Source organism: Streptomyces griseorubiginosus (assembly GCF_017614965.1).
Classification (GTDB): domain Bacteria; phylum Actinomycetota; class Actinomycetes; order Streptomycetales; family Streptomycetaceae; genus Streptomyces; species Streptomyces griseorubiginosus_B.
In genome coordinates, this window is sequence record NZ_WVUG01000095.1 from 1 (window position 1) to 22,504 (window position 22,504).

Genomic DNA, 22,504 nt, shown 5'->3' on the forward strand with positions numbered 1-22,504 from the left:
CCACCCCCCTCCGCGCCCGACATCACCGCCCCTCCGGCCGAGCCGCACGTCGGCGACGAGGCCGAGACGCCCCGCGACGAACCGCGCCGGACGATAGAGGAGGTGGATCTTCCGGACGGCTCGGCGCCGGTCACCGTCGAGGAACCGCCGGCTCTGGAAGTCCCCGAGATCGAGGTGCCCGAGCCGACCGCCGGCCGGCTCGTGCGCCTGCGCGCCCGTCTCTCCCGCTCCCAGAACGCGCTCGGCAAGGGGCTGCTCACGCTCCTGTCCCGGGAGCACCTGGACGAGGACACCTGGGAGGAGATCGAGGACCTCCTGCTCACCGCCGACGTCGGAGTGCAGCCCACGCAGGAACTGGTGGACGGCCTGCGCGAGCGCGTGAAGGTGCTCGGCACCCGCACCCCCGAGGAACTGCGCGGCCTGCTGCGGGCGGAGCTGCTGAAGCTGGTCGACCCCGGCATGGACCGGACGGTGAAGACCGAGCCGGAGACCAGCAAGCCCGGCATCGTGATGGTCGTCGGCGTCAACGGCACCGGCAAGACCACCACCACCGGCAAGCTCGCCCGGGTCCTCGTCGCCGACGGGCGCAGCGTGGTGCTGGGCGCCGCCGACACCTTCCGGGCCGCCGCCGCCGACCAGCTGCAGACCTGGGGCGAGCGCGTCGGCGCCTACACCGTGCGCGGGCCCGAGGGCGGCGATCCCGCCTCCGTCGCGTTCGACGCGGTGAAGGAGGGCAAGGAGATGGGCGTGGACGTCGTGCTCATCGACACCGCCGGCCGTCTCCACACCAAGACCGGCCTCATGGACGAGCTCGGCAAGGTCAAGCGCGTCGTCGAGAAGCAGGCCCCGCTGGACGAGGTGCTGCTGGTGCTGGACGCGACCACCGGGCAGAACGGCCTGGTCCAGGCCCGGGTCTTCGCCGAGGTCGTCGACATCACCGGCATCGTCCTGACCAAGCTCGACGGCACGGCCAAGGGCGGCATCGTGGTCGCGGTCCAGCGCGAGCTGGGCGTACCGGTCAAGCTGATCGGTCTCGGCGAGGGCGTGGACGACCTTGCCCCGTTCGAGGCGGAGGCGTTCGTGGATGCCCTTATCGGTGACTGACCGGCCCCCACCACACGAAGGAGCGCCCGCCCCGAGGTGCAGTCGGGAGCGGGCGCTTCGCTGTGTACGGCGCGGGGGGTACGGCTGTGCACGCGACCGGTGTGGCAGGTACGGCTATGCCCCCGACCGGTGTGCCACGTACGCCAGGGTGCCCAGCAGAAGGCGGGCCGCCGGTGGCCTCGTCGCGGAGTCCAGGGCCGGGGGGCGCAGCCAGCGGACCGGGCCGAGGCCCGCCCGGTCCGACGGGGGAGCGGTGATGTGGGTGCCGGGGCCCAGGCCGCGCAGGTCCAACGAGGTCGGGTCGTCCCAGCCCATGCGGTAGAGAAGCGCGGGGAGTTCGGCGGCGCCGCCGGGGGCGACGAAGAAGTGGGCGCGGCCCTCGGGGGTGGCGGCGACCGGGCCGAGGGGGAGGCCCATGCGCTCGAGGCGGACGAGGGCGCGGTGCCCTGCGGGCGCGGCGACCTCGATGACGTCGAACGCGCGGCCGACCGCCAGCATCACCGCGGCACCGGGGAAGTCGCCCCAGGTCTTGGTCACTTCGTCGAGGGTGGCGCCGGCAGGCACAAGGGGTGCGAAGTCCAGCGGGTGCGCGCCCGGCGCGGGGCAGTCGGCACGGCCGCAGGAACACTGGCCGCCGGCGGCCCGCGCGCCCGCCACGACGTCCCAGCCCCACAGTCCGGTGTACTCGGCGACGGCGGTGCACTCCGAGGAGCGACCGCGCCTGCGCGTGCCGGACCGGATCTCCCGGATGCCGCCGATCGTGAACCCCATGCCCCCTCCAACGTTTCCGACGCGTCGGTGGTTACGGCGCGGATGCGGAACGTGACCCTCTGTGTTCGGATGCCCTGGTTCCGCTCGGTCTCGAGCGGCGCTCGGAAGTACCCCTGGTGGTGAACTCGACCGTGCGCGCCCCTGAGTGCATCGCTCCGCCTACTCCTGGCCGTCCTATGTCAAGTGAATCGTGTGGAGGCGACCGTGAGTTCATTCGAAGGGGTGGCGAATGGTGGCGTTTCAGGGATCGCCATGGCTGGACGCGTGATCGTAGGATTACTTTGAGTGCACGAGTCCTGGGGGCACATGCACTCGTGGGTATGCCGGAGGCAACTCGGCATCGCGTTCGAAGGGTGAGAACCGGCGGACGGACGGCCGTATTTACCGGCATTCTGATAGGGCTTGGCGCACTCAGCGACAAGTGGTCTCAGGGATGGGGGCGTTCCAGTGAGCGGCAACGGCGGAGGCGGGACGACCGCGACCAGCACGGACAAGCGCCCGAACGAGCTGCTCACGTCGTGGTTCGTCCGCAGCGGCTGGTCGAAGGGCGAGCTGGCCCGTCAGGTCAACCGCAGGGCACGCCAGTTGGGCGCCAACCACATCTCCACCGACACCTCCCGGGTGCGCCGCTGGCTGGACGGCGAGAACCCCCGCGAACCCATCCCCAGAATCCTGTCCGAGCTTTTCTCCGAGCGCTTCGGGTGCGTGGTCTCCGTCGAGGACCTCGGCCTGCGCGCGGCACGCCAGTCACCGTCCGTGTCCGGCGTCGACCTGCCCTGGACGGGCCCGCAGACAGTCGCTCTGCTCAGCGAGTTCTCGCGCAGCGACCTGATGCTGGCGCGGCGCGGCTTCCTCGGGAGCTCGCTGGTGCTGTCGGCGGGCCCGTCCCTCATCGAGCCGATGCAGCGCTGGCTGGTGCCCGCGCCGCAGACCCCGCATCCGGAGCCCGAGCCCGTCAGCCGGGCCCGCGGCCGGCTCTCCAAGCCGGAGCTGGACCTCCTGGAGTCCACCACGATCATGTTCCGCCAGTGGGACGCCCAGTGCGGCGGCGGCCTGCGCCGCAAGGCGGTCGTCGGCCAGCTGCACGAGGTGACCGACCTGCTCCAGGAGCCCCAGCCCGAGGAGACCACCCGCAAGCTGTTCAAGGTCGCCGCCGAGCTGGCCGAGCTGGCCGGCTGGATGTCGTACGACGTCGGGCTGCAGCCCACCGCCCAGAAGTACTTCGTGCTGGCCCTGCACGCGGCCAAGGAGGCCGGCGACAAGCCCCTCGGCTCCTACGTCCTGTCCAGCATGAGCCGCCAGATGATCCACCTCGGCCGGCCCGACGACGCACTGGAGCTGATCCACCTCGCGCAGTACGGCAGCCGGGACTGCGCGAGCCCGCGCACCCAGTCGATGCTGTATGCGATGGAGGCCCGCGCGTACGCCAACATGGGCCAGCCCGGCAAGTGCAAGCGGGCCGTGCGGATGGCCGAGGACACCTTCGCCGACGTCGACGAGTGGGACGACCCGGATCCCGACTGGATCCGCTTCTTCTCCGAGGCCGAGCTGTACGGGGAGAACAGCCACTCCTTCCGCGACCTCGCCTATGTCGCGGGCCGCAGCCCGACCTACGCCTCGCTGGCCGAGCCGCTGATGCAGCGGGCGGTCGAGCTGTTCGCGGCGGACAGCGAGCACCAGCGGTCGTACGCACTCAACCTCATCGGCATGGCCACCGTGCACCTGCTGCGGCGTGAACCCGAGCAGAGCGCGGTGCTGGCCGAGCAGGCCATGCACATCGCCAAGAAGGTCCGCTCCGAGCGCGTGAACACTCGTATCCGAAAGACGGTCGACACGGCCGTACGCGACTTCGGCGAGCTGGCCGAGGTCGTCGACCTCACCGAGAAGCTCGCCATCGAGCTCCCGGAGAACGCCGAAGCGGTCTGACCCGACCGGAAAAACACCTGACCCCGGCCGCGGCCGGCCCTCCCGAACTGCCCGACTCGGCTCCCCCATGCCAGGTCGTCGGAAGGCCGACCGCGGCCGGTTCCCGTCATTCGCGAAGGTTGCGCCACGATAACGATCGCGCGGCCGGACATCCGGCAGTTCATCGACGCGTAACACGCAGGGCGTCTTCGTCACTCCGGTGAAACAACCAGGGGCTTCCATCGAAACCGCGCTGCGCCAATCTCATGGCGCATAACCGGCCCACCCCTCAAGACCGGACCGCTGACACGCTCCGACCCGCACGGGGCCGTACAACCGACGAGGAGACGCCGATGGCATCAGCCGCCATCACGCTTGCCGCGGAGGCACCCAAGCTGTCATCCGCCAACACAGGCTTCATGCTGATCGCATCCGCCCTGGTGCTGATCATGACCCCCGGTCTCGCCTTCTTCTACGGAGGCATGGTCCGGGTCAAGAGCACCCTGAACATGCTGATGATGAGCTTCATCAGCATCGGCATCGTCACCATTCTGTGGGTGCTCTACGGTTTCTCCCTCGCCTTCGGCACGAACAACAGCCTGATCGGCTGGGACACCGACTGGTTCGGACTCCACAAGGTCGGCCTCACCGAGCTCTGGCCCGGCTACACCATCCCGATCTTCGTGTTCATGGTCTTCCAGATGATGTTCGCGATCATCACGCCGGCCCTGATAAGCGGCGCCCTCGCGGACCGCGTCAAGTTCTCCGCCTGGTCGCTCTTCGTCGCCCTGTGGCTGACGGTCGTCTACGTCCCGGTCGCCCACTGGGTGTGGGGCTCCGACGGCTGGGCCTTCAAGCTCGGTGTGATCGACTTCGCCGGTGGTACCGCGGTCCACATCAACGCCGGTGCCGGCGCCCTCGGCGTCATCCTGGTCATCGGCAAGCGCGTCGGCTTCAAGAAGGACCCGATGCGCCCGCACAGCCTCCCGCTGGTGATGCTCGGTGCCGGTCTGCTGTGGTTCGGCTGGTTCGGCTTCAACGCGGGCTCCTGGCTCGGCAACGACGACGGCGTCGGCGCGCTGATGTTCGTCAACACGCAGGTCGCCACCGCCGCCGCCATGCTCGCCTGGCTCGCCTACGAGAAGATCCGCCACGGCGCGTTCACCACGCTGGGCGCCGCCTCCGGCGCGGTCGCGGGTCTGGTCGCGATCACCCCGTCCGGTGGTGCGGTCTCCCCGATCGGCGCGATCGCCGTCGGTGCCATCGCCGGTGTCGCCTGCGCCGCCGCGGTCGGCCTGAAGTTCAAGTTCGGTTACGACGACTCGCTCGACGTCGTCGGCGTCCACATGGTCGGCGGCATCATCGGCTCCCTGCTCATCGGCTTCTTCGCCACCGGCAAGGGCCAGTCCACCGCGACCGGTGTCTTCTACGGCGACCACTCCTTCACCCAGCTGTGGAAGCAGTTCGCCGGTGTCGGCGCGGTCCTCGCCTACTCCCTGATCGCCTCCGCGGTCCTCGCCTTCCTCCTCGACAAGACCATCGGCATGCGGGTCACCGAGGACGAGGAGGTCTCCGGTATCGACCAGGCCGAGCACGCCGAGACCGCATACGACTTCAGCGGCGCGGGCGGTGGCATCGCCGGATCCGCCGCCTCGGTCCTGGCCGCCACGGAGAGCAAGAAGGTGGACGCATGAAGCTCATCACCGCCGTCGTCAAGCCGCACCGGCTCGACGAGATCAAGGAAGCCCTCCAGGCCTTCGGGGTCCACGGCCTGACGGTCACCGAGGCGAGCGGTTACGGTCGTCAGCGGGGCCACACCGAGGTCTACCGCGGTGCCGAGTACACCGTCGACCTGGTGCCCAAGATCCGTATCGAGGTACTGGCCGAGGACGACGACGCCGAGCAGTTGATCGAGGTCGTCGTCAAGGCGGCCCGCACCGGCAAGATCGGTGACGGCAAGGTCTGGTCGATCCCGGTCGAGACGGCGGTCCGGGTGCGGACCGGCGAGCGCGGCCCCGACGCGCTCTGACAGAAAAAGAACAGGAGCTCCTGGGTGTCGAGTACGGACGTGCACAACGAAGCAGAAGACTCGGGACCCAGCGGCTACGCGGCGGCCCGGCTGCGCCTCCTCACCGAGGGGGAGCGGTCCGGGCCGCCGCGCCGTGCGGCCCTGTCCGCACTGACGGACGACTGGCTGACGGGGCTCTTCGCCGCCGGGGCCGAAGGGCTGCGCGGGGTCTCCCTGGTCGCCGTCGGCGGATACGGGCGCGGCGAGCTGTCCCCGCGCAGCGACCTCGACCTGCTGCTCCTCCACGACGGCAGCGACAGCAAGGCGGTCGCCGCGCTCGCCGACCGTCTCTGGTACCCCGTCTGGGACCTCGGTCTCTCCCTGGACCACTCGGTGCGCACCCCGGGGGAGGCCCGCAAGACCGCCGGGGAGGATTTGAAAGTCCAACTCGGTCTCCTGGACGCCCGCCACATCGCCGGCGACCTCGGTCTCACCGCCGGTCTGCGCACCGCCGTCCTCGCCGACTGGCGCAACCAGGCACCCAAGCGCCTGCCCGAACTGCAGGAACTGTGCGCCGAGCGCGCCGAACGCCAGGGCGAACTGCAGTACCTGCTGGAACCGGATCTGAAGGAGGCGCGCGGCGGGCTGCGCGACGCCACCACCCTGCGCGCCGTCGCCGCCTCCTGGCTGGCCGACGCCCCGCGCGAGGGCCTCGACGACGCCCGGCGCCGGCTCCTCGACGTCCGTGACGCGCTCCACCTCACGACGGGGCGCGCGACGGACCGGCTCGCGCTCCAGGAACAGGACCAGGTCGCCGCCGAACTCGGCCTGCTCGACGCGGACACCCTGCTGCGCCAGGTCTACGAGGCGGCCCGCGTGATCTCGTACGCCAGTGACGTCACCTGGCGCGAGGTGGGGCGCGTGCTCAGATCGCGCGCCGTGCGGCCGCGGCTGCGCGCCATGCTGGGCGGCGGCAAGCCGGTCGCCGAGCGCTCCCCGCTGGCCGAGGGCGTGGTGGAGCAGGACGGCGAGGTGGTGCTCGCCCGTGCCGCGCGCCCCGAGCGCGACCCCGTCCTGCCGCTGCGTGCCGCGGCCGCCGCCGCGCAGGCCGGACTCCCGCTCTCCCTGCACGCCGTACGGCGCATGGCGGCCATCGCGCGCCCCCTGCCCACGCCGTGGCCCGCCGAGGCGCGCGAGCAGCTGGTGACCCTGCTCGGCTCCGGTCATCCGACCATCGACGTCTGGGAGGCCCTGGAGGCGGAGGGCCTGATCACGCGGCTGCTGCCGGACTGGGAGCGGGTGCGCTGCCGTCCGCAGCGCAACGCCGTGCACATCTGGACCGTCGACCGGCACCTCATCGAAACGGCCGTGCGCGCCTCCGAGTTCACCCGCCGCGTCCACCGCCCCGACCTCCTCCTGGTCGCCGCGCTGCTGCACGACATCGGCAAGGGCTGGCCCGGCGACCACTCGGTGGCCGGCGAGATCATCGCGCGCGACGTGGCGGCCCGGATCGGCTTCGACCGCGACGACGTCGCCGTGCTCGCGACCCTGGTACGGCACCATCTGCTGCTCGTCGACACCGCCACCCGGCGCGACCTGGAGGACCCGGCGACCGTACGGTCGGTCGCCGACGCGGTCGGCTCGCAGGGCACGCTGGAGCTGCTGCACGCGCTGACCGAGGCGGACGCGCTGGCCACCGGCCCGGCCGCCTGGTCGTCCTGGCGCGGCTCGCTCGTCGCCGACCTCGTGAAGCGGGTCTCCGCGGTCCTCGCCGGGGACGTCCCCGACGAGCCCGAGGCCGCCGCGCCCACCGCCGAGCAGGAACGGCTCGCCATCGAGGCGGTCGCCACGGGCTCTCCCGTGCTGTCCCTGCGCGCGCAGACCGAGCCGCCGGCCGAGGACCAGCCCACCGGGGAGCCCGAACCGCTCGGCGTGGAGCTGCTGATCGCCGTGCCGGACCAGCCGGGCGTGCTGCCCGCGGTCGCCGGCGTGCTCGCCGTGCACCGGCTGACCGTGCGCACGGCGGGACTGCGGACCCTGGACCTGCCGGACGGCGTCGAGGGCTCGGTCCTGCTGCTGGACTGGCGGGTCGCCGCCGAGTACGGCTCCCTGCCGCAGGCCGCGCGGCTGCGGGCGGACCTCGTACGGGCCCTGGACGGCTCCCTGGACATCGCGGGACGCCTGGCCGAGCGGGACGCCGCCTATCCGCGCCGCCGGGGCGTCGTGGCCCCGCCGCCCCGTGTGACGGTCGCCCCGGCCGCCTCCCGGCACGCCACGGTCATCGAGGTGCGCGCCCAGGACGCCCCAGGACTGCTGCACCGGATCGGACGGGCGCTGGACGACGCGAAGGTACGGGTGCGCAGCATGCACGTGTCGACCCTGGGCGCCAACGCCGTGGACGCCTTCTACGTCACCGCCCCCGAGGGCACGCCCCTGCCCACCGAGGAAGCTGCCTCGGTGGCCCGGAAACTGGAGGAGACGTTGCGGGGGTGACCTCGAAGGTGCCGGGCGGGGGCGATTGTCCTGCCGGTCCGGATACCCTGGAAGGCGCTCACACTGACCCCGACTCCGAGGACCGACGCCGCCGTGTTCGACACTCTCTCCGATCGCCTTTCAGCGACCTTCAAGAATCTGCGCGGCAAGGGGCGTCTGAGCGAGGCGGACATCGACGCCACCGCGCGCGAGATCCGTATCGCGCTGCTCGAGGCGGACGTGGCCCTGCCGGTCGTCCGGGCGTTCATCAAGAACGTCAAGGAACGCGCCCTCGGCCCCGAGGTCTCCGGTACGCAGTACCCCGCCCAGCGGGTGCTGGACATCGTCAACGACGAGCTGGTCACCGTCCTGGGCGGCCAGACCCGCCGGCTGCGCTTCGCCAAGCAGCCCCCGACCGTGATCATGCTCGCGGGTCTGCAGGGTGCCGGTAAGACCACCCTCGCGGGCAAGCTCGCCAAGCACCTCAAGGAAGAGGGCCACTCGCCGCTCCTGGTCGCCGCCGACCTCCAGCGCCCGAACGCGGTCAACCAGCTCAGCGTCGTCGCCGAGCGCGCGGGCGTCGCCGTCTTCGCCCCGGAGCCGGGCAACGGCGTGGGCGACCCGGTCAAGGTCGCCAGGGACTCCGTCCAGCACGCCAGGACCAAGCTCCACGACATCGTCATCGTCGACACCGCCGGCCGCCTCGGCATCGACCAGGAGATGATGCAGCAGGCCGCGGACATCCGGGACGCGGTCTCGCCGGACGAGATCCTCTTCGTCGTCGACGCGATGATCGGTCAGGACGCCGTCAACACGGCGGAGGCCTTCCGCGACGGCGTCGGCTTCGACGGCGTGGTCCTCTCCAAGCTCGACGGCGACGCCCGCGGCGGTGCGGCCCTGTCGATCGCCTCGGTCACCGGCAAGCCGATCATGTTCGCCTCCAACGGCGAGAAGCTGGACGACTTCGACGTCTTCCACCCGGACCGGATGGCCTCCCGCATCCTCGACATGGGTGACCTCGCCACCCTGTTCGAGAAGGCGCAGAAGGAGTTCAGCGAGGAAGAGGCCGCCAAGATGGCCTCCAAGCTCGCCTCCAAGAAGGGCCAGGACTTCACCCTGGACGACTTCCTGGCCCAGATGGAGCAGGTCAGGAAGATGGGCAGCATCTCCAAGCTGCTCGGCATGATGCCCGGCATGGGCCAGATCAAGGAACAGATCAACAACATCGACGAGCGGGACGTCGACCGCACGGCCGCCATCATCAAGTCGATGACCCCGGGCGAGCGCCAGGACCCGACGATCATCAACGGCTCCCGCCGCGCCCGTATCGCCAAGGGTTCCGGTGTCGAGGTCAGCGCCGTCAAGAACCTCGTCGAGCGGTTCTTCGAGGCCCGCAAGATGATGTCCCGCATGGCCCAGGGCGGCGGCATGCCCGGGATGCCGGGGATCCCCGGCATGGGCGGCGGTGCCGGCCGCAGCCGGAAGCAGCCGAAGAAGGCCAAGGGCAAGCAGCGCTCCGGCAACCCGATGAAGCGCAAGCAGCAGGAGCAGGAGGAGGCCGCACGCCGGGCCGCCGCCCAGGGCGGTGCCGTGCCGGGCGGTGCCTTCGGGCTGCCCGGTCAGCAGGGCGGCCAGGACTTCGAACTGCCGGACGAGTTCAAGAAGTTCATGGGCTGACCAGAGTCGATGGGCTGACCCAGAGTCGATGGGCTGACCAGAGTCGATGGGCTGATCAAGAAGCTCACGGGCTGACCAAGGAGTTCATGGGCTGGACTCCACGAGGGTTCACGGGCCGGACTCCACGAGAGTTCACGGGCCGCTCGTTAAGTTCATGGGTCGATTTCACCGGCCGCGCATGCCCGGGGTTGGTCGTTGTCGTAACGTCCGGTTATGACCAACCCCGCGCCGCCGCGCAAGTCGCCCGACCAGCCCTGGCGTACCGAGGGCACGCCCGAGGAGCCGCAGAAGCCGTCTCCGGGCGGCCGGAGGATGCGCGGCGGCTGGTGGAGCCTGATCCTCACCGCGCTGGTCGTGTACCTGATCGCGAACGTGCTGCTGTCGTTCTTCAACGAGGGCGACGAGCCGACGATCTCCTACACCGAGTTCAGCAAGCAGGTCGACGCGGGCAACGTCAGCAAGATCTACGCCAAGGGCAACGCCATCCAGGGCCAGCTCAAGAAGGCCCGGGACAACCCCCAGGGCGAGGGCAAGTACACCAAGTTCAACACCGAGCGGCCCACCTTCGCGGACGACAAGGTCTGGGAGGACCTGACCAAGCACGACGTCACGGTCACCGCGGAGCCGGTCGTCCAGCACCGCAGCTTCCTGTCCAACCTCCTGATCTCGCTGGCGCCGATGCTGCTGCTGATCGCGGTGTGGGTGTTCATCGCACGGCGGATGAGCTCGGGGCTCGGCGGCGCGGGCGGCATGCTCGGCCGCAAGGCGCCGCCCAAACCGGTGGAGCTGGAACCGGGGCAGCAGCGCACCACGTTCGAGGACGTCGCCGGCATCGACGAGGTCGAGGGCGAGCTCAACGACGTCGTGGACTTCCTGAAGAACCCCGACGCCTACCGCAGGATGGGCGCGAAGATGCCCAAGGGCGTGCTGCTCGCGGGCCCTCCCGGCACCGGAAAGACGCTGCTCGCGCGGGCCGTCGCCGGCGAGGCGGGGGTGCCGTTCTTCTCGGCGTCCGCCTCCGAGTTCATCGAGATGATCGTCGGTGTGGGCGCCTCACGCGTGCGTGAACTCTTCGCGGAGGCCCGCAAGGTGGCCCCGTCGATCATCTTCATCGACGAGATCGACACCATCGGCCGGGCCCGCGGCGGCGGTTCCGGAATGGGCGGTCACGACGAACGCGAGCAGACGCTGAACCAGATCCTCACCGAGATGGACGGCTTCTCCGGCTCGGAGGGCGTCATCGTCATCGCGGCCACCAACCGCGCCGACGTCCTCGACCCGGCCCTGACCCGCCCCGGCCGCTTCGACCGGGTGGTCATGGTCTCGCCCCCGGACCGCGGCGGCCGCCAGGCCATCCTGGAGATCCACACCCGCCAGATCCCGCTCGCGCAGGACGTCGACCTCGCGCAGGTCGCCCGGACCACCCCGGGCATGACCGGCGCCGAACTCGCCAACCTCGCCAACGAGGCCGCCCTCCTCGCCGTCAAGCGCAAACAGGAGAAGGTCACGCAGGCCGACCTCTCGGAGGCGCTGGAGAAGGTCCAGCTGGGCGCGGAACGGCCGCTGGTGATGCCCGACGAGGAGCGGCGCAGGACGGCGTACCACGAGAGCGGACACGCCCTGCTGGGCATGCTCCAGCCCGGCGCCGACCCCGTCCGCAAGATCACCATCGTCCCGCGCGGCCGCGCCCTCGGCGTCACCCTGTCGACGCCGGAGTCCGACAAGTACGCCTACACCGAGGAGTACCTGCGCGGCCGGATCATCGGCGCGCTCGGCGGCATGGCGGCGGAACAGGTCGTGTACGGGGTGATCACCACCGGCGCCGAGAACGACCTCGAACAGGTCACCAACATCGCGCGCGGCATGGTCGCCCGCTGGGGCATGAGCGACCGCGTCGGCCGCCTCTCCGCCCTCCCCAACGACGCCCAGCAGGCCTACGGCCTCGCGGCGGCCCCGCAGACCCTCGACGTCATCGACGGTGAGATGCGCCGCATCGTCGACGAGTGCTACGACGAGGCCTGCCGCAAGCTCACCGAGCACCGCGGCCGACTCGACGCCCTCGCCGAGGCACTGCTGGAGCGGGAGACCCTGGAGGAGGCGGACGTGTACCGCATCGCGGGCATCACGCGTCTGACCAAGGACGTCGAGGAGGCCCAGGCTTAGGGACCGTCACTACGGCACGCGTGCGATCAGGTAGCGGAAGACGTTCGGCATCCACACCGTCCCGTCGCCGCGCCGGTACGGGTGCAGCGCCTCCGTCAGCTCCTTGTCGACCTGGACTTGGTCCGTGGCGGTGATCGCCGTGTCGAAGAGGCCGGTGGAGAGCAGCCCCCGCAGCGCGCTGTCGACGCCTGTGTAGCCGAAGGGGCAGGAGACCCGGCCCGAGCCGTCCGGCTTGAGGCCGGCCCGCTGCGCGACCTCCTCCAGGTCGTCGCGAAGGGCGGGGCGCCAACTGCCCGCGCCGCGCAGCGGATCCGCCAGCCTGGCAGCCACCCGCAGCACGGACGAGGTGGCGCAGCGTTCCGGCGGACCCCAGCCGGCGAGCACCACGGGCGCCCCGCGCTCGGCGAGCGGTGTCGCTGCCCGCAGCAGCCCGCCGAGCCCCTCCGAGTCGCCCGCGAGACACCCGATGGGCTCGAAAGCGGTCACCAGGTTGTACGCGGGCGTCTCCGCGTCGTCCGCGGCCCCGACGTCCCCGGGCGAACCGTCGACGAGTCGCGTGTCCCCACGCGCGCGCGTGCCCCCCGTCTCCGGGAGCAGCCGCTCCCGCGCGAGGGCGAGCCGTTCGGGCGAGCGGTGGTCGACACCGGTGACCGCGGCGCCTCTGGACGCCGCCATCAACAGGGCGAGTCCGCTGCCGCAGCCCAGGCCCAGCAGCCGGGTGCCGGAGCCCACCTCCAGTCGCTCGTAGACGGCCTCGTAGAGCGGAACCAGCATCCGCTCCTGGATCTCGGACCAGTCACGCGCGCGTGCACACAGGTCCACACGGGGTGTCGTCCCCGTATGAGGCCGGTGCTGCCGCACGAGCGTAGGTGTCATGTAAAGCGCCCCAATCCGCCGAGAGTTGCCGCTGTACCCGTTTCCGTGGCCCCCGTGACGTGCGCTCGCACTCCCCCCGTATGCCAGGTAACTCCGCACTCGACCGCTCGTCCAGGGGTTGACGGTCCCCGGCTTGTGGCTTGACCGCGCCGGTGAAAAGAATTCACATCCCGGCAACGTGCCCCCGTAATATCCCGGCATGGCAAAGGCATCCGTGCTCACCCCGCGGGCGGACGACTTCCCGCGCTGGTACCAGGACCTCATCAACAAGGCCGAACTGGCCGACAACGGGCCGGTGCGCGGCACCATGGTCATCCGACCGTACGGGTACGGGCTCTGGGAGCGGATGCAGGCCGAGATGGACGCCCGGATCAAGGCCACGGGCACGCAGAACGCGTACTTCCCGCTGCTGATCCCGCAGTCGTACCTCACCCGCGAGGCGGACCACGTGGAGGGCTTCGCACCGGAGCTGGCCGTGGTCACCCACGCCGGCGGCAAGGAACTGGAGGAGCCGGCGGTCGTCCGGCCCACCTCCGAGACGATCATCAACGAGTACTTCTCGAAGTGGGTGCAGAGCTACCGCGATCTGCCGCTGCTGATCAACCAGTGGGCGAACGTGGTGCGTTGGGAGTTGCGGCCCCGCCTCTTCCTCCGTACGACCGAGTTCCTTTGGCAGGAGGGCCACACGGCGCACGCCACCTACGAGGAGGCACGCGACTTCGCCGCCCACATTCAGCGGCACGTCTACGGGGATTTTCTGCGGGACGTCCTCGCGATGGACTTCGTCTCCGGTCGCAAGACCGTCAAGGAGCGGTTCGCGGGTGCCATCAACACCCTGACGCTCGAAAGCATGATGGGCGACGGCAAGGCCCTCCAGATGGTGACCAGTCACGAGCTGGGCCAGAACTTCGCCAAGGCCTTCAACACCCGGTACCTGTCGAAGGAAGGCAGTCAGGAACTCGTCTGGCAGACCTCCTGGGGCTCCACCACCCGGATGATCGGCGCCCTGGTGATGACTCACGGCGATGACAACGGCCTGCGCGTCCCGCCGCGGCTGGCGCAGATCCAGGTCGTCGTCCTCGCGATCAAGGGCGACGAGACGGTTCTGGCCAAGGTCCGCGAGATCGGGGATCTGCTGGCGGCCGCGGGTGTCCGCGTCCATGTCGATGACCGCACCGACACCCCCTTCGGACGCCGGGCCGTCGACTGGGAGCTCAAGGGCGTGCCGGTACGGATCGAGGTCGGCCCCCGTGACCTGGAGAACGGCACGGCGATGCTCGTCCGGCGGATCCCGGGCGGCAAGGAGCCGGTGGCGATCGACTCCCTCGTAGGACTGCTGCCGTCCGTCCTGGAGGAGGACCAGGCGCTGCTGCTGGCGCAGTCCCGCGCGCGGCGTGAGTCGCGCACGGCCGACGTGTCGACCGTCGAGGAGGCCGTCGAGGCGGCCGTGGCGGGCGGCTGGGCGCGGATCCCGTGGGCGGATCTCGGCACGGAGGGCGAGGCCAGGCTGGCCGAGCACGCGGTGACCGTACGGTGTCTGGTCGGCGCCGACGGGTCGGTGCCGGAGTCCGAGGACGCACCCGGTAACGTCGCCCTCGTCGCGCGCGCTTACTGATACGGCGCCCTTCCGCGGCGAGAGCGGCCGAAACGCCCCTTGCGCATCCGCGGAACACAGCCGCACCGGCGCGTGGACGGTGGCTACGCGCCGGTACGTAGGTCTTGCTACGTACCACCTTGGTAGGAGCTGTGAGGTTTCTCCGCAGATCAGCGCACCCGCCCTCGTCTCCACTCATCAGCGGCAACTGACGGGTACGTGCAAATTATTTGGGATGCCCCGGAATAGGAACACAGCGGCACCCCCGCTCGTTGTCATTACGTGAGCACGACACAGACACCACCTGTTCTCGCCGCCGAGCTGGCACAGGCGTGGGCCGACATTCAGCGGTACCACCCCGAGCTGCCCGACCTCGCCGCGCCAGAATCCCTGATCGGAGAGTCGTCGTCCGCGTGCGGGCACGAGCTCTCCTTCGAGCGACTGCTCCATGAGGCAGTCCACGGCATCGCCGCAGCGCGCGGCGTGCGCGACACGTCCCGTGCCGGCCGATACCACAACCGCAGATTCCTCGCGATCGCCGAGGAGCTGGGCCTGGACCACCCCGAGGAACCGCATCCCAGCAGCGGCTTCTCGCTGGTCACGCTCAACCCCGAGGCCAAGCGCCGTTACCGCCCGACGATGGAGCGCCTCCAGCGCGCCCTGAAGGCGCACACGGCGGCGACCTCCGCGGACACCCCGAAGAGCTTCCGGGGACCGGCCGCCCGGCACGGTTCCTCCGGCGGCGGGGTGCGCGTGAAGGCCGTGTGCGACTGCGGGCGCAACGTCCGGGTCGTCCCGTCCGTCCTGGCCCAGGCCCCCATCGTCTGCGGCGGCTGCGGCAAGCCCTTCCGGATTCCGGAGGTAGTCGGCGCGGCATGAGGGTGCGGCTGCTCGTGGCAGCCGCACCCGCCATGCCGTGGCGGACGTGTGCAGCCTGTGGGCACCCGGGGAGCCGGGTGCCCCTCAGGCATGCCCCGGACCACCCGGCGTGAGCGACCCGCCGGGTGTGGCACAATGGCTAGCTGTACTCGACAGCCGCACAGGACCCCTCTCTCCTCCGGCTGACGCGTCCATCGGGCACTCGGGTACCGCAACCCCACGCGGCATTCTCGCCGTGCCCAACCACGTCAAATCCAGGAGAACCCACTCCCGTGGCAGTCAAGATCAAGCTGAAGCGTCTGGGCAAGATCCGTTCGCCTCACTACCGCATCGTCGTCGCCGACTCCCGCACCCGTCGCGACGGCCGTGCGATCGAGGAGATCGGCAAGTACCACCCGACCTACAACCCGTCGGTCATCGAGGTGGACGCCGAGCGCGTGGCGTACTGGCTGGGTGTCGGCGCGCAGCCGACCGAGCCCGTCCTCGCCATCCTGAAGAAGACCGGCGACTGGCAGAAGTTCAAGGGCGAGCCCGCCCCGGCTCCGCTGCTCGTCGCCGAGCCGAAGAAGGCGCGCCCGTCGTTCGAGGCCCTGGGTGGCGACGACGAGGGCAAGGGTGAGGCGATCACCCAGAAGAAGAAGGCGGAGAAGAAGGACGAGGCTGCCGCCGAGTCCGAGTCGGCCGAGGCCTGAGCATGCTCGAGGAGGCTCTCGAGCACCTCGTGAAGGGCATCGTCGACAACCCCGACGATGTGCAGGTCGCATCCCGCAACCTGCGCCGCGGACGCGTCCTCGAGGTCCGGGTCCACCCCGACGACCTCGGCAAGGTGATCGGCCGCAACGGCCGCACCGCACGCGCTCTGCGTACCGTCGTGGGCGCCATCGGCGGCCGCGGTGTCCGCGTCGACCTCGTCGACGTCGACCACGTCCGCTGACGCCGAAAACGCAGCACCGGCTCGGGCCGGGGAGGGCCACTGGGCCGTCCCCGGCCCGTAGTCGTGTGCAACCGGATCAGGAGAAGCAAGCACCGTGCAGCTGGTAGTCGCTCGCATCGGCCGTGCCCACGGCATCAAGGGCGAGGTCACCGTCGAGGTCCGTACGGACGAGCCCGAACTGCGGCTCGCCCCCGGCGCCGTACTCGCCACCGATCCCGCCTCCGCGGGCCCGCTCACCATCGAGGCCGGACGCGTCCACAGCGGCCGGCTCCTGCTGCGCTTCGCGGGCGTGGCCGACCGCAACGCCGCCGAGGCCCTGCGCAACACCCTCCTGATCGCCGAGGTCGACCCCGACGAACTGCCCGAGGACGAGGACGAGTACTACGACCACCAGCTCATCGACCTCGACGTCGTCACCGAGGACGGTGTGGAGGTGGGCCGGATCACCGAGATCTCGCACCTGCCCTCGCAGGACCTCTTCATCGTGGAGCGCCCCGACGGCAGCGAGGTCCTGATCCCGTTCGTCGAGGAGATCGTCGCCGAGATCGACCTGGCGGAGCAGAAGGCGGTCATCACACCGCCCCCCGGTCTGATCGACGACCGTGCCGAGATCGCCTCCTCGCGGGAAGAGTCGTAGGACATGCGCCTCGACGTCGTCACGATCTTCCCCGAGTACCTCGAACCGCTGAACGTCTCCCTCGTCGGCAAGGCACGCGCGCGTGGGCAGCTCGACGTCCAGGTGCACGACCTGCGCGCGTGGACGTACGACCGGCACAACACCGTCGACGACACCCCGTACGGCGGCGGCCCCGGCATGGTCATGAAGACCGACCCCTGGGGCGACGCGCTCGACACCGTGCTTGCCGACGGCTATGAGACCGGCTCGCACGCCCCCGCGCTGATCGTGCCCACCCCCAGCGGCCGCCCCTTCACCCAGGAACTCGCCGTCGAGCTCTCCGAGCGCCCCTGGCTGATCTTCACCCCCGCGCGCTACGAGGGCATCGACCGCCGCGTCATCGAGGAGTACGCCACCCGCGTACCGGTGTACGAGGTGTCCATCGGCGACTACGTCCTCGCCGGCGGCGAGGCGGCCGTACTGGTGATCACGGAGGCGGTGGCCCGGCTGCTGCCCGGCGTCCTCGGCAACGCGGAGTCGCACCGCGACGACTCCTTCGCGCCCGGCGCCATGGCCAACCTCCTGGAGGGCCCCGTCTACACCAAGCCCCCCGAGTGGCGCGGACGCTCCATCCCCGACGTGCTGCTCAGCGGCCATCACGGCAAGATCGCCCGCTGGCGCCGCGACGAGGCCCTCCGGCGTACGACGGCCAACCGGCCCGACCTGATCGAGCGCTGCGACCCCAAGGCCTTCGACAAGAAGGACCGCGAGATGCTCTCCATCCTGGGCTGGGCGCCGGATCCGGAGGGGGAGCCGTACGGCCGATTTTGGCGCAGGCCAGAGGGCGTGGAAGAATAGGCCGCTGTTGTGCGTCGTCCGGCGTGCGCCCCTGCCACAGGGGGACACGACGCCCGCCCCGACACGGACAGCATCCTTCCTGGAACACCTAGCTCCCGTTGATGACCTGTGGCATCAGCGAAGAAAGCAGACGAAATGTCTCACCTGCTCGACTCCGTCGACTCCGCGTCGCTGCGCAGCGACATCCCGGCCTTCCGCCCGGGTGACACCGTCAACGTCCACGTCCGCGTCATCGAGGGCAACCGCTCCCGTGTGCAGCAGTTCAAGGGCGTTGTGATCCGCCGCCAGGGCGCCGGTGTCCGCGAGACCTTCACGGTCCGCAAGGTCTCCTTCTCCGTCGGCGTCGAGCGCACCTTCCCGGTGCACACCCCGATCGTGGAGAAGATCGAGCTCGTCACCCGCGGTGACGTGCGTCGCGCCAAGCTGTACTACCTGCGCGAGCTGCGCGGCAAGGCGGCGAAGATCAAGGAGAAGCGCGAGAGCTGAGCTCTTACCGGTGGTCAAAGCGGGGCCGGATACCATTCCGCCCCGATGGACACCGAAGCACAGCACACGGAGCGCGACCGCTCCTCCCGCCCTGAACCAGTGGCTGCGGAGGGACGGTCGCGTTTCGCGTTGGTGGCGCGGATCACCGACTGGCTGCCCGGCGGCCGGATCACCCTGACCCTGCTGGTCTGCCTGGTGTTTTTGCTGCTCCTCAACTCTTTCGTGGCCCAACCATTCCAGATTCCCAGCGGATCCATGGAACAGGGATTGAGGATCGGGGACCGCGTTCTCGTAAATAAGTTGGCGTACCGTTTCGGTGCCGAGCCACGCCGAGGCGATGTCGTGGTGTTCGACGGAACTGGGTATTTCGGTGACGCGGACTACATCAAGCGCGTCGTGGGCGTGGGCGGAGACCGCGTTGTCTGCTGCGACAAGGAGGGGAGGATCGAGGTGAACGGCCGGTCGGTCGACGAGTCGGCTTTCCTGTACCCCGGGGACAGCCCGTCGACGGTGCCCTTCCGTGTGGTCGTGCCCGACGGCACCCTCTTCGTCCTCGGCGACCACCGCGGCGACTCCAGCGACTCACGCGACCACCTGGGCTCGCCGGGCGGCGGCATGATCCCGGTCTCCGACGTCATCGGCCGCGCCGACTGGATCGTATGGCCCACCACCCACTGGACCCGCCTGCACCGCCCCGCCGCCTACGCGCGCGTGCCCGCCGCCGGCGGTGCGCATGGGTAACCGCGGCAAACCGCGCCGTCCGGAGCCGAGCGGCGGCTACGGCACGTTCGGCACCGAGAACCTGCTGCCCACCGGCTCCCGGCGCACCTCCGCCGGCACCGCGCCGAGCGGCGGCCGCACCCGCGCGGAGCGGCGCAAACTGCAGCGCAAGGTCAAACGAAAGCGCAGGCGCAGCGCGGTCAAGGAGATACCGCTCCTGGTCGGTGTGGCGGTCCTGATAGCGCTGGTTCTGAAGACGTTCCTCGTCCAGGCGTTCGTGATCCCGTCCGGCTCCATGGAGCAGACGATCCGGATCGGCGACCGCGTCCTGGTCGACAAGTTCACCCCGTGGTTCGGCTCCGAGCCCAAGCGCGGGGACGTCGTCGTGTTCAAGGACCCCGGCGGCTGGCTCGCGGGCGAGCAGACCACGACGACCAAGGACGACCCCGTCGTCGTCAAGCAGATCAAGGAAGGGCTCACCTTCATCGGCCTGCTGCCCTCGGCCAACGACAAGGACCTCATCAAACGGGTCATCGGCGTCGGCGGCGACCACGTCAAGTGCTGTGACACCGAGGGGCGGGTGACCGTCAACGGCGTTCCCCTGACCGAGGCCGACTACCTGTATCCCGGCAACGCCCCCTCCACTCAACCGTTCGACATCACCGTCCCCCAGGGGCGGCTGTGGGTGATGGGCGACCACCGGGGCAACTCGGCCGACTCCCGCGCCCACATGAACACCGACTACGGCGGCACGGTCTCCCTGCACTCCGTCGTGGGGCGGGCCATGGTGATCGCCTGGCCCCTCGGGCACATGACGTCCTTGAAGGAACCTAAAACTTTCTCCTCCGTTTCCAACTCCGTGTCGGGGACGACCGCGTCCCCCGAGCTGTCGCATAGGGTTGCACCCGACGATCCGAAGACAGCGATCCAGCTCCCGAGCCCTGCGGAACTCCCGCTCGTTATGGGAGTGGTGGGCCTGCGCCGGGTACGGCTCAGGCGGCGGCACAGAGTAAGGAGTTGGCGTGGGGGATGTGGCGGTTGGCGCACGGTCCGGACACGACGGCGAGGAGCACCGCGGGCGCCCCGCGGAATCAGCCGTCCCGGCCGCGGACAGCGCCGTGACCTCCGGGAGTGACTCCGGCGCGCAGGACGAGCCCGCGGCGCCCGGCGAACCGACCAGGACGGACGACCAGGGCCCGGGTGACTCGAAGCCCACGGCGAAGAAGCAGCGCTCCTTCTGGAAGGAGCTGCCCATCCTGATCGTCATCGCGCTCGTTCTCGCGCTGCTGATCAAGACCTTCCTCGTGCAGGCGTTCTCGATCCCCTCGGACTCGATGCAGAACACCCTCCAGCAGGGCGACCGCGTCCTGGTGGACAAGCTCACCCCTTGGTTCGGCTCGAAGCCCGAGCGCGGTGAGGTGGTCGTCTTCCACGACCCGGACAACTGGCTGGCCGGCGAGCCGACGGCCAACCCGAACGCGCTGCAGAAGGTCCTCAGCTGGATCGGCCTGATGCCGTCCGCCGAGGAGAAGGACCTGATCAAGCGCGTCATCGGCGTCGGCGGCGACACGGTCTCCTGCAAGGGCAGCGGCCCGCTGAAGGTCAACGGCAAGGCGCTGAACGACACCTCGATCGTCTACCCGGGCAACACCCCGTGCAGCGTCGACGACCAGGGCGGCCAGTTCACGGTGAAGGTCCCCAAGGGCTACATCTGGGTGATGGGCGACCACCGCCAGAACTCCCGCGACTCCCGCTACAACCAGAGCGACAAGCACAACGGCATGGTCCCGGTGGACAAGGTCGTGGGCCGCGCCATCGTCATCGCCTGGCCGATCAACCGCTGGAGCACCCTGCCCATCCCGGACACCTTCGAGCAGCCCGGCATCAACGACAAGTCCTCGGCGTCCGCCGCCCTGACCCTCGCCCCGAACGCCCTCGCGCTCGCCGGCGCGGTACCGGTGGTGCTGTGGCGGCGCAGGAGGATCGCGCCCGCCGAGACCCGCTGAACCGGGCCCCGCGCACCGCCTTGGTGAAACCCTGGTGCAGCTGTGACCTCGAGCGGCCATGAGGGGCTGACCCGTTCAGGTACCGCCGGGTAGGGTGCGGGTCCATGGGTGGCGAGAGCACGACACGTACGGCCCCGCGCAGCGGCGGCAAGAGCACGAGCCCGGTGGGCACCAAGGCGGGACAGCGCCTGTCCGGCATCGCGGTCGCCCTGGGCATCGTGCTGTTCCTCGGCGGATTCGGCTGGGCAGCGCTGGTCTACCGGCCCTACACCGTGCCGACGACCTCGATGACGCCGACGATCGACGCCGGTGACCGGGTGCTGGCCCAGCGCGTCGACGGCAGCGAGGTGCATCGAGGCGACGTCGTCGTCTTCACGGACAAGACCTGGGTCACCAACGCCCCCGTGGTCAAGCGCGTGGTCGCGGTCGGCGGGGACACCGTCGCCTGCTGCACCGGTGGCAAGCTGACCGTCAACGGCAAGCAGATCGACGAGGGCTACCTCAAGGGCGGCGCGGTCGAGGACAAGACCATCCCGACCGTGAAGGTCCCCAAGGGCCGGCTGTTCCTCCTCGGCGACGAGCGCCAGGGCTCGCTGGACTCCTCCGCCCACCTCACCGACGCGGCCCAGGGCACGGTGGCCGAGTCCGCGGTCACGGCCCGGGTGGACGCCGTCGTGTGGCCCATGAAGGGCATGCTGGCCCGTCCCACGGGCTTCGAGACGCTGGGCGCGCTGTCGACGCCGGGCCCGCTGCGCCTGATCGTCACCCTGATCGTGGTCGGTGCCGTCCTCGTCCTCGGTGGCGGGGCGTACGGCCCCATCGCCAAGCGTCTGGGCGGCAGGCGCTCCCGCACGCGGACGGAGCCCGTGGGTGCCCGCTGAGGCGACGGGCGCGTACGAGGACTCCCGCGCGGGCGGCCCGCGCAAGGTGGCCCGGGTCGTCCTGCTCGACCCCGAGGACCGCATCCTGCTCCTGCACGGCCACGAACCGGACGATCCCACCGACGACTGGTGGTTCACGCCGGGCGGGGGCCTGGAGGGCGAGGAGAGTCGTGAACAGGCCGCACTGAGGGAACTCGCCGAGGAGACCGGCATCACCGAGGTCGAACTCGGTCCGGTGCTGTGGCGGCGGACGTGCTCCTTCCCGTTCGCGGGACGACGCTGGGACCAGGACGAGTGGTACTACCTGGCCCGTACGACCCAGACGGCCACCGAGGCCAGGGGCCTCACCGAGCTGGAGCGGCGCAGCGTCGCCGGAGCGCGCTGGTGGACGTGTGCGGAACTTGCCCGGGCACATGAGACGGTGTATCCGACCAGACTCGCCGAGCTGCTGCGCCGGCTGCTCGACGAAGGGCCCCCGGCCGGGCCCGTGACCCTTGACACGGAAATCGTCTAGGGGCTCACGGGACTGGCGCACAATAGTGGGACCGCACGGC

21 protein-coding genes are annotated in these 22,504 nt (G+C 70.3%); 19 read left to right on the top strand and 2 right to left on the bottom strand.

Annotated features, from left to right (window positions below):
- Positions 1-1,104, top strand: a 1,104-nt coding sequence (gene ftsY, locus GRC12_RS19330) for a signal recognition particle-docking protein FtsY (protein ID WP_208780567.1), incomplete at its 5' end; no start/stop codon positions are given.
- Between the two features lie 114 nt (positions 1,105-1,218).
- On the opposite strand, the gene GRC12_RS19335 is transcribed toward ftsY, so the two are convergent.
- Entirely contained in the window at positions 1,219-1,875 is a 657-nt protein-coding gene (locus GRC12_RS19335; protein WP_208780568.1) for a bifunctional DNA primase/polymerase, read from the bottom strand.
- Between the two features lie 447 nt (positions 1,876-2,322).
- On the opposite strand from GRC12_RS19335, the gene nsdA reads away from it, so the two are divergent.
- From nsdA to ftsH, 6 genes are all read left to right on the top strand, one after another.
- Positions 2,323-3,801, top strand: coding sequence for a transcriptional repressor NsdA (gene nsdA, locus GRC12_RS19340; RefSeq protein WP_208780569.1), 1,479 nt, complete (start codon positions 2,323-2,325; stop codon positions 3,799-3,801).
- A 332-nt stretch (positions 3,802-4,133) separates the two neighbouring features.
- Entirely contained in the window at positions 4,134-5,474 is a 1,341-nt protein-coding gene (locus GRC12_RS19345; RefSeq protein ID WP_208780570.1) for an ammonium transporter, read from the top strand.
- Complete coding sequence (locus tag GRC12_RS19350; protein ID WP_133046785.1) at positions 5,471-5,809, top strand: P-II family nitrogen regulator; 339 nt, start codon at positions 5,471-5,473, stop codon at positions 5,807-5,809. The genes GRC12_RS19345 and GRC12_RS19350 overlap by 4 nt, the downstream gene beginning before the upstream one ends.
- A 24-nt stretch (positions 5,810-5,833) precedes the next feature.
- Positions 5,834-8,281 (top strand): [protein-PII] uridylyltransferase, encoded by a 2,448-nt coding sequence (locus tag GRC12_RS19355; RefSeq protein ID WP_208780571.1) that lies wholly within the window; start codon positions 5,834-5,836, stop codon positions 8,279-8,281.
- Between the two features lie 93 nt (positions 8,282-8,374).
- Positions 8,375-9,937, top strand: coding sequence for a signal recognition particle protein (gene ffh, locus GRC12_RS19360; RefSeq protein ID WP_208780572.1), 1,563 nt, complete (start codon positions 8,375-8,377; stop codon positions 9,935-9,937).
- A gap of 213 nt (positions 9,938-10,150) precedes the next feature.
- Positions 10,151-12,100 (top strand): ATP-dependent zinc metalloprotease FtsH, encoded by a 1,950-nt coding sequence (gene ftsH / locus GRC12_RS19365; protein ID WP_208780573.1) that lies wholly within the window; start codon positions 10,151-10,153, stop codon positions 12,098-12,100.
- Positions 12,101-12,109: 9 nt separating this feature from the next.
- Here ftsH and GRC12_RS19370 read toward each other — a convergent pair whose 3' ends face one another.
- On the bottom strand, positions 12,110-12,976 hold the full coding sequence (locus GRC12_RS19370) for an SAM-dependent methyltransferase (RefSeq protein WP_208780574.1): 867 nt from the start codon (positions 12,974-12,976) through the stop codon (positions 12,110-12,112).
- A 199-nt stretch (positions 12,977-13,175) separates the two neighbouring features.
- Here GRC12_RS19370 and proS point away from each other — a divergent pair, with 199 nt between their 5' ends.
- From proS to GRC12_RS19430, 12 genes are all read left to right on the top strand, one after another.
- Complete coding sequence (gene proS, locus GRC12_RS19375) at positions 13,176-14,591, top strand: proline--tRNA ligase (RefSeq protein WP_208780575.1); 1,416 nt, start codon at positions 13,176-13,178, stop codon at positions 14,589-14,591.
- Between the two features lie 261 nt (positions 14,592-14,852).
- Positions 14,853-15,449 carry a hypothetical protein gene (locus tag GRC12_RS19380; RefSeq protein ID WP_133046790.1) on the top strand — a complete coding sequence of 199 codons (597 nt, stop codon included), beginning with the start codon at positions 14,853-14,855 and terminating at the stop codon, positions 15,447-15,449.
- Between the two features lie 272 nt (positions 15,450-15,721).
- Positions 15,722-16,141 carry a 30S ribosomal protein S16 gene (gene rpsP / locus GRC12_RS19385; protein WP_133046791.1) on the top strand — a complete coding sequence of 140 codons (420 nt, stop codon included), beginning with the start codon at positions 15,722-15,724 and terminating at the stop codon, positions 16,139-16,141.
- A gap of 2 nt (positions 16,142-16,143) precedes the next feature.
- Entirely contained in the window at positions 16,144-16,383 is a 240-nt protein-coding gene (locus GRC12_RS19390) for an RNA-binding protein (RefSeq protein WP_003973401.1), read from the top strand.
- Between the two features lie 94 nt (positions 16,384-16,477).
- Positions 16,478-17,020, top strand: coding sequence for a ribosome maturation factor RimM (gene rimM / locus GRC12_RS19395; protein ID WP_208780576.1), 543 nt, complete (start codon positions 16,478-16,480; stop codon positions 17,018-17,020).
- Positions 17,021-17,023: 3 nt separating this feature from the next.
- Complete coding sequence (trmD, locus tag GRC12_RS19400) at positions 17,024-17,857, top strand: tRNA (guanosine(37)-N1)-methyltransferase TrmD (RefSeq protein WP_208780577.1); 834 nt, start codon at positions 17,024-17,026, stop codon at positions 17,855-17,857.
- 135 nt (positions 17,858-17,992) lie between these two features.
- Complete coding sequence (rplS, locus tag GRC12_RS19405; RefSeq protein ID WP_079309735.1) at positions 17,993-18,343, top strand: 50S ribosomal protein L19; 351 nt, start codon at positions 17,993-17,995, stop codon at positions 18,341-18,343.
- A 45-nt stretch (positions 18,344-18,388) separates the two neighbouring features.
- Positions 18,389-19,084, top strand: a complete 696-nt coding sequence (gene lepB / locus GRC12_RS19410) for a signal peptidase I (RefSeq protein WP_133046794.1) — start codon at positions 18,389-18,391, stop codon at positions 19,082-19,084.
- Positions 19,077-20,198 (top strand): signal peptidase I, encoded by a 1,122-nt coding sequence (lepB, locus tag GRC12_RS19415; RefSeq protein WP_208780578.1) that lies wholly within the window; start codon positions 19,077-19,079, stop codon positions 20,196-20,198. The genes lepB (GRC12_RS19410) and lepB (GRC12_RS19415) overlap by 8 nt, the downstream gene beginning before the upstream one ends.
- Positions 20,086-21,069, top strand: coding sequence for a signal peptidase I (gene lepB, locus GRC12_RS19420; protein WP_133046796.1), 984 nt, complete (start codon positions 20,086-20,088; stop codon positions 21,067-21,069). Before lepB (GRC12_RS19415) ends, lepB (GRC12_RS19420) begins: the two co-directional genes overlap by 113 nt.
- Positions 21,070-21,173: 104 nt before the next feature.
- A complete protein-coding gene (gene lepB, locus GRC12_RS19425; RefSeq protein WP_208780579.1) occupies positions 21,174-21,950 on the top strand; it encodes a signal peptidase I in 777 nt (258 codons plus the stop codon).
- Entirely contained in the window at positions 21,940-22,464 is a 525-nt protein-coding gene (locus GRC12_RS19430) for an NUDIX hydrolase (RefSeq protein WP_208780580.1), read from the top strand. Before lepB (GRC12_RS19425) ends, GRC12_RS19430 begins: the two co-directional genes overlap by 11 nt.
- Positions 22,465-22,504: the final 40 nt, after the last annotated feature.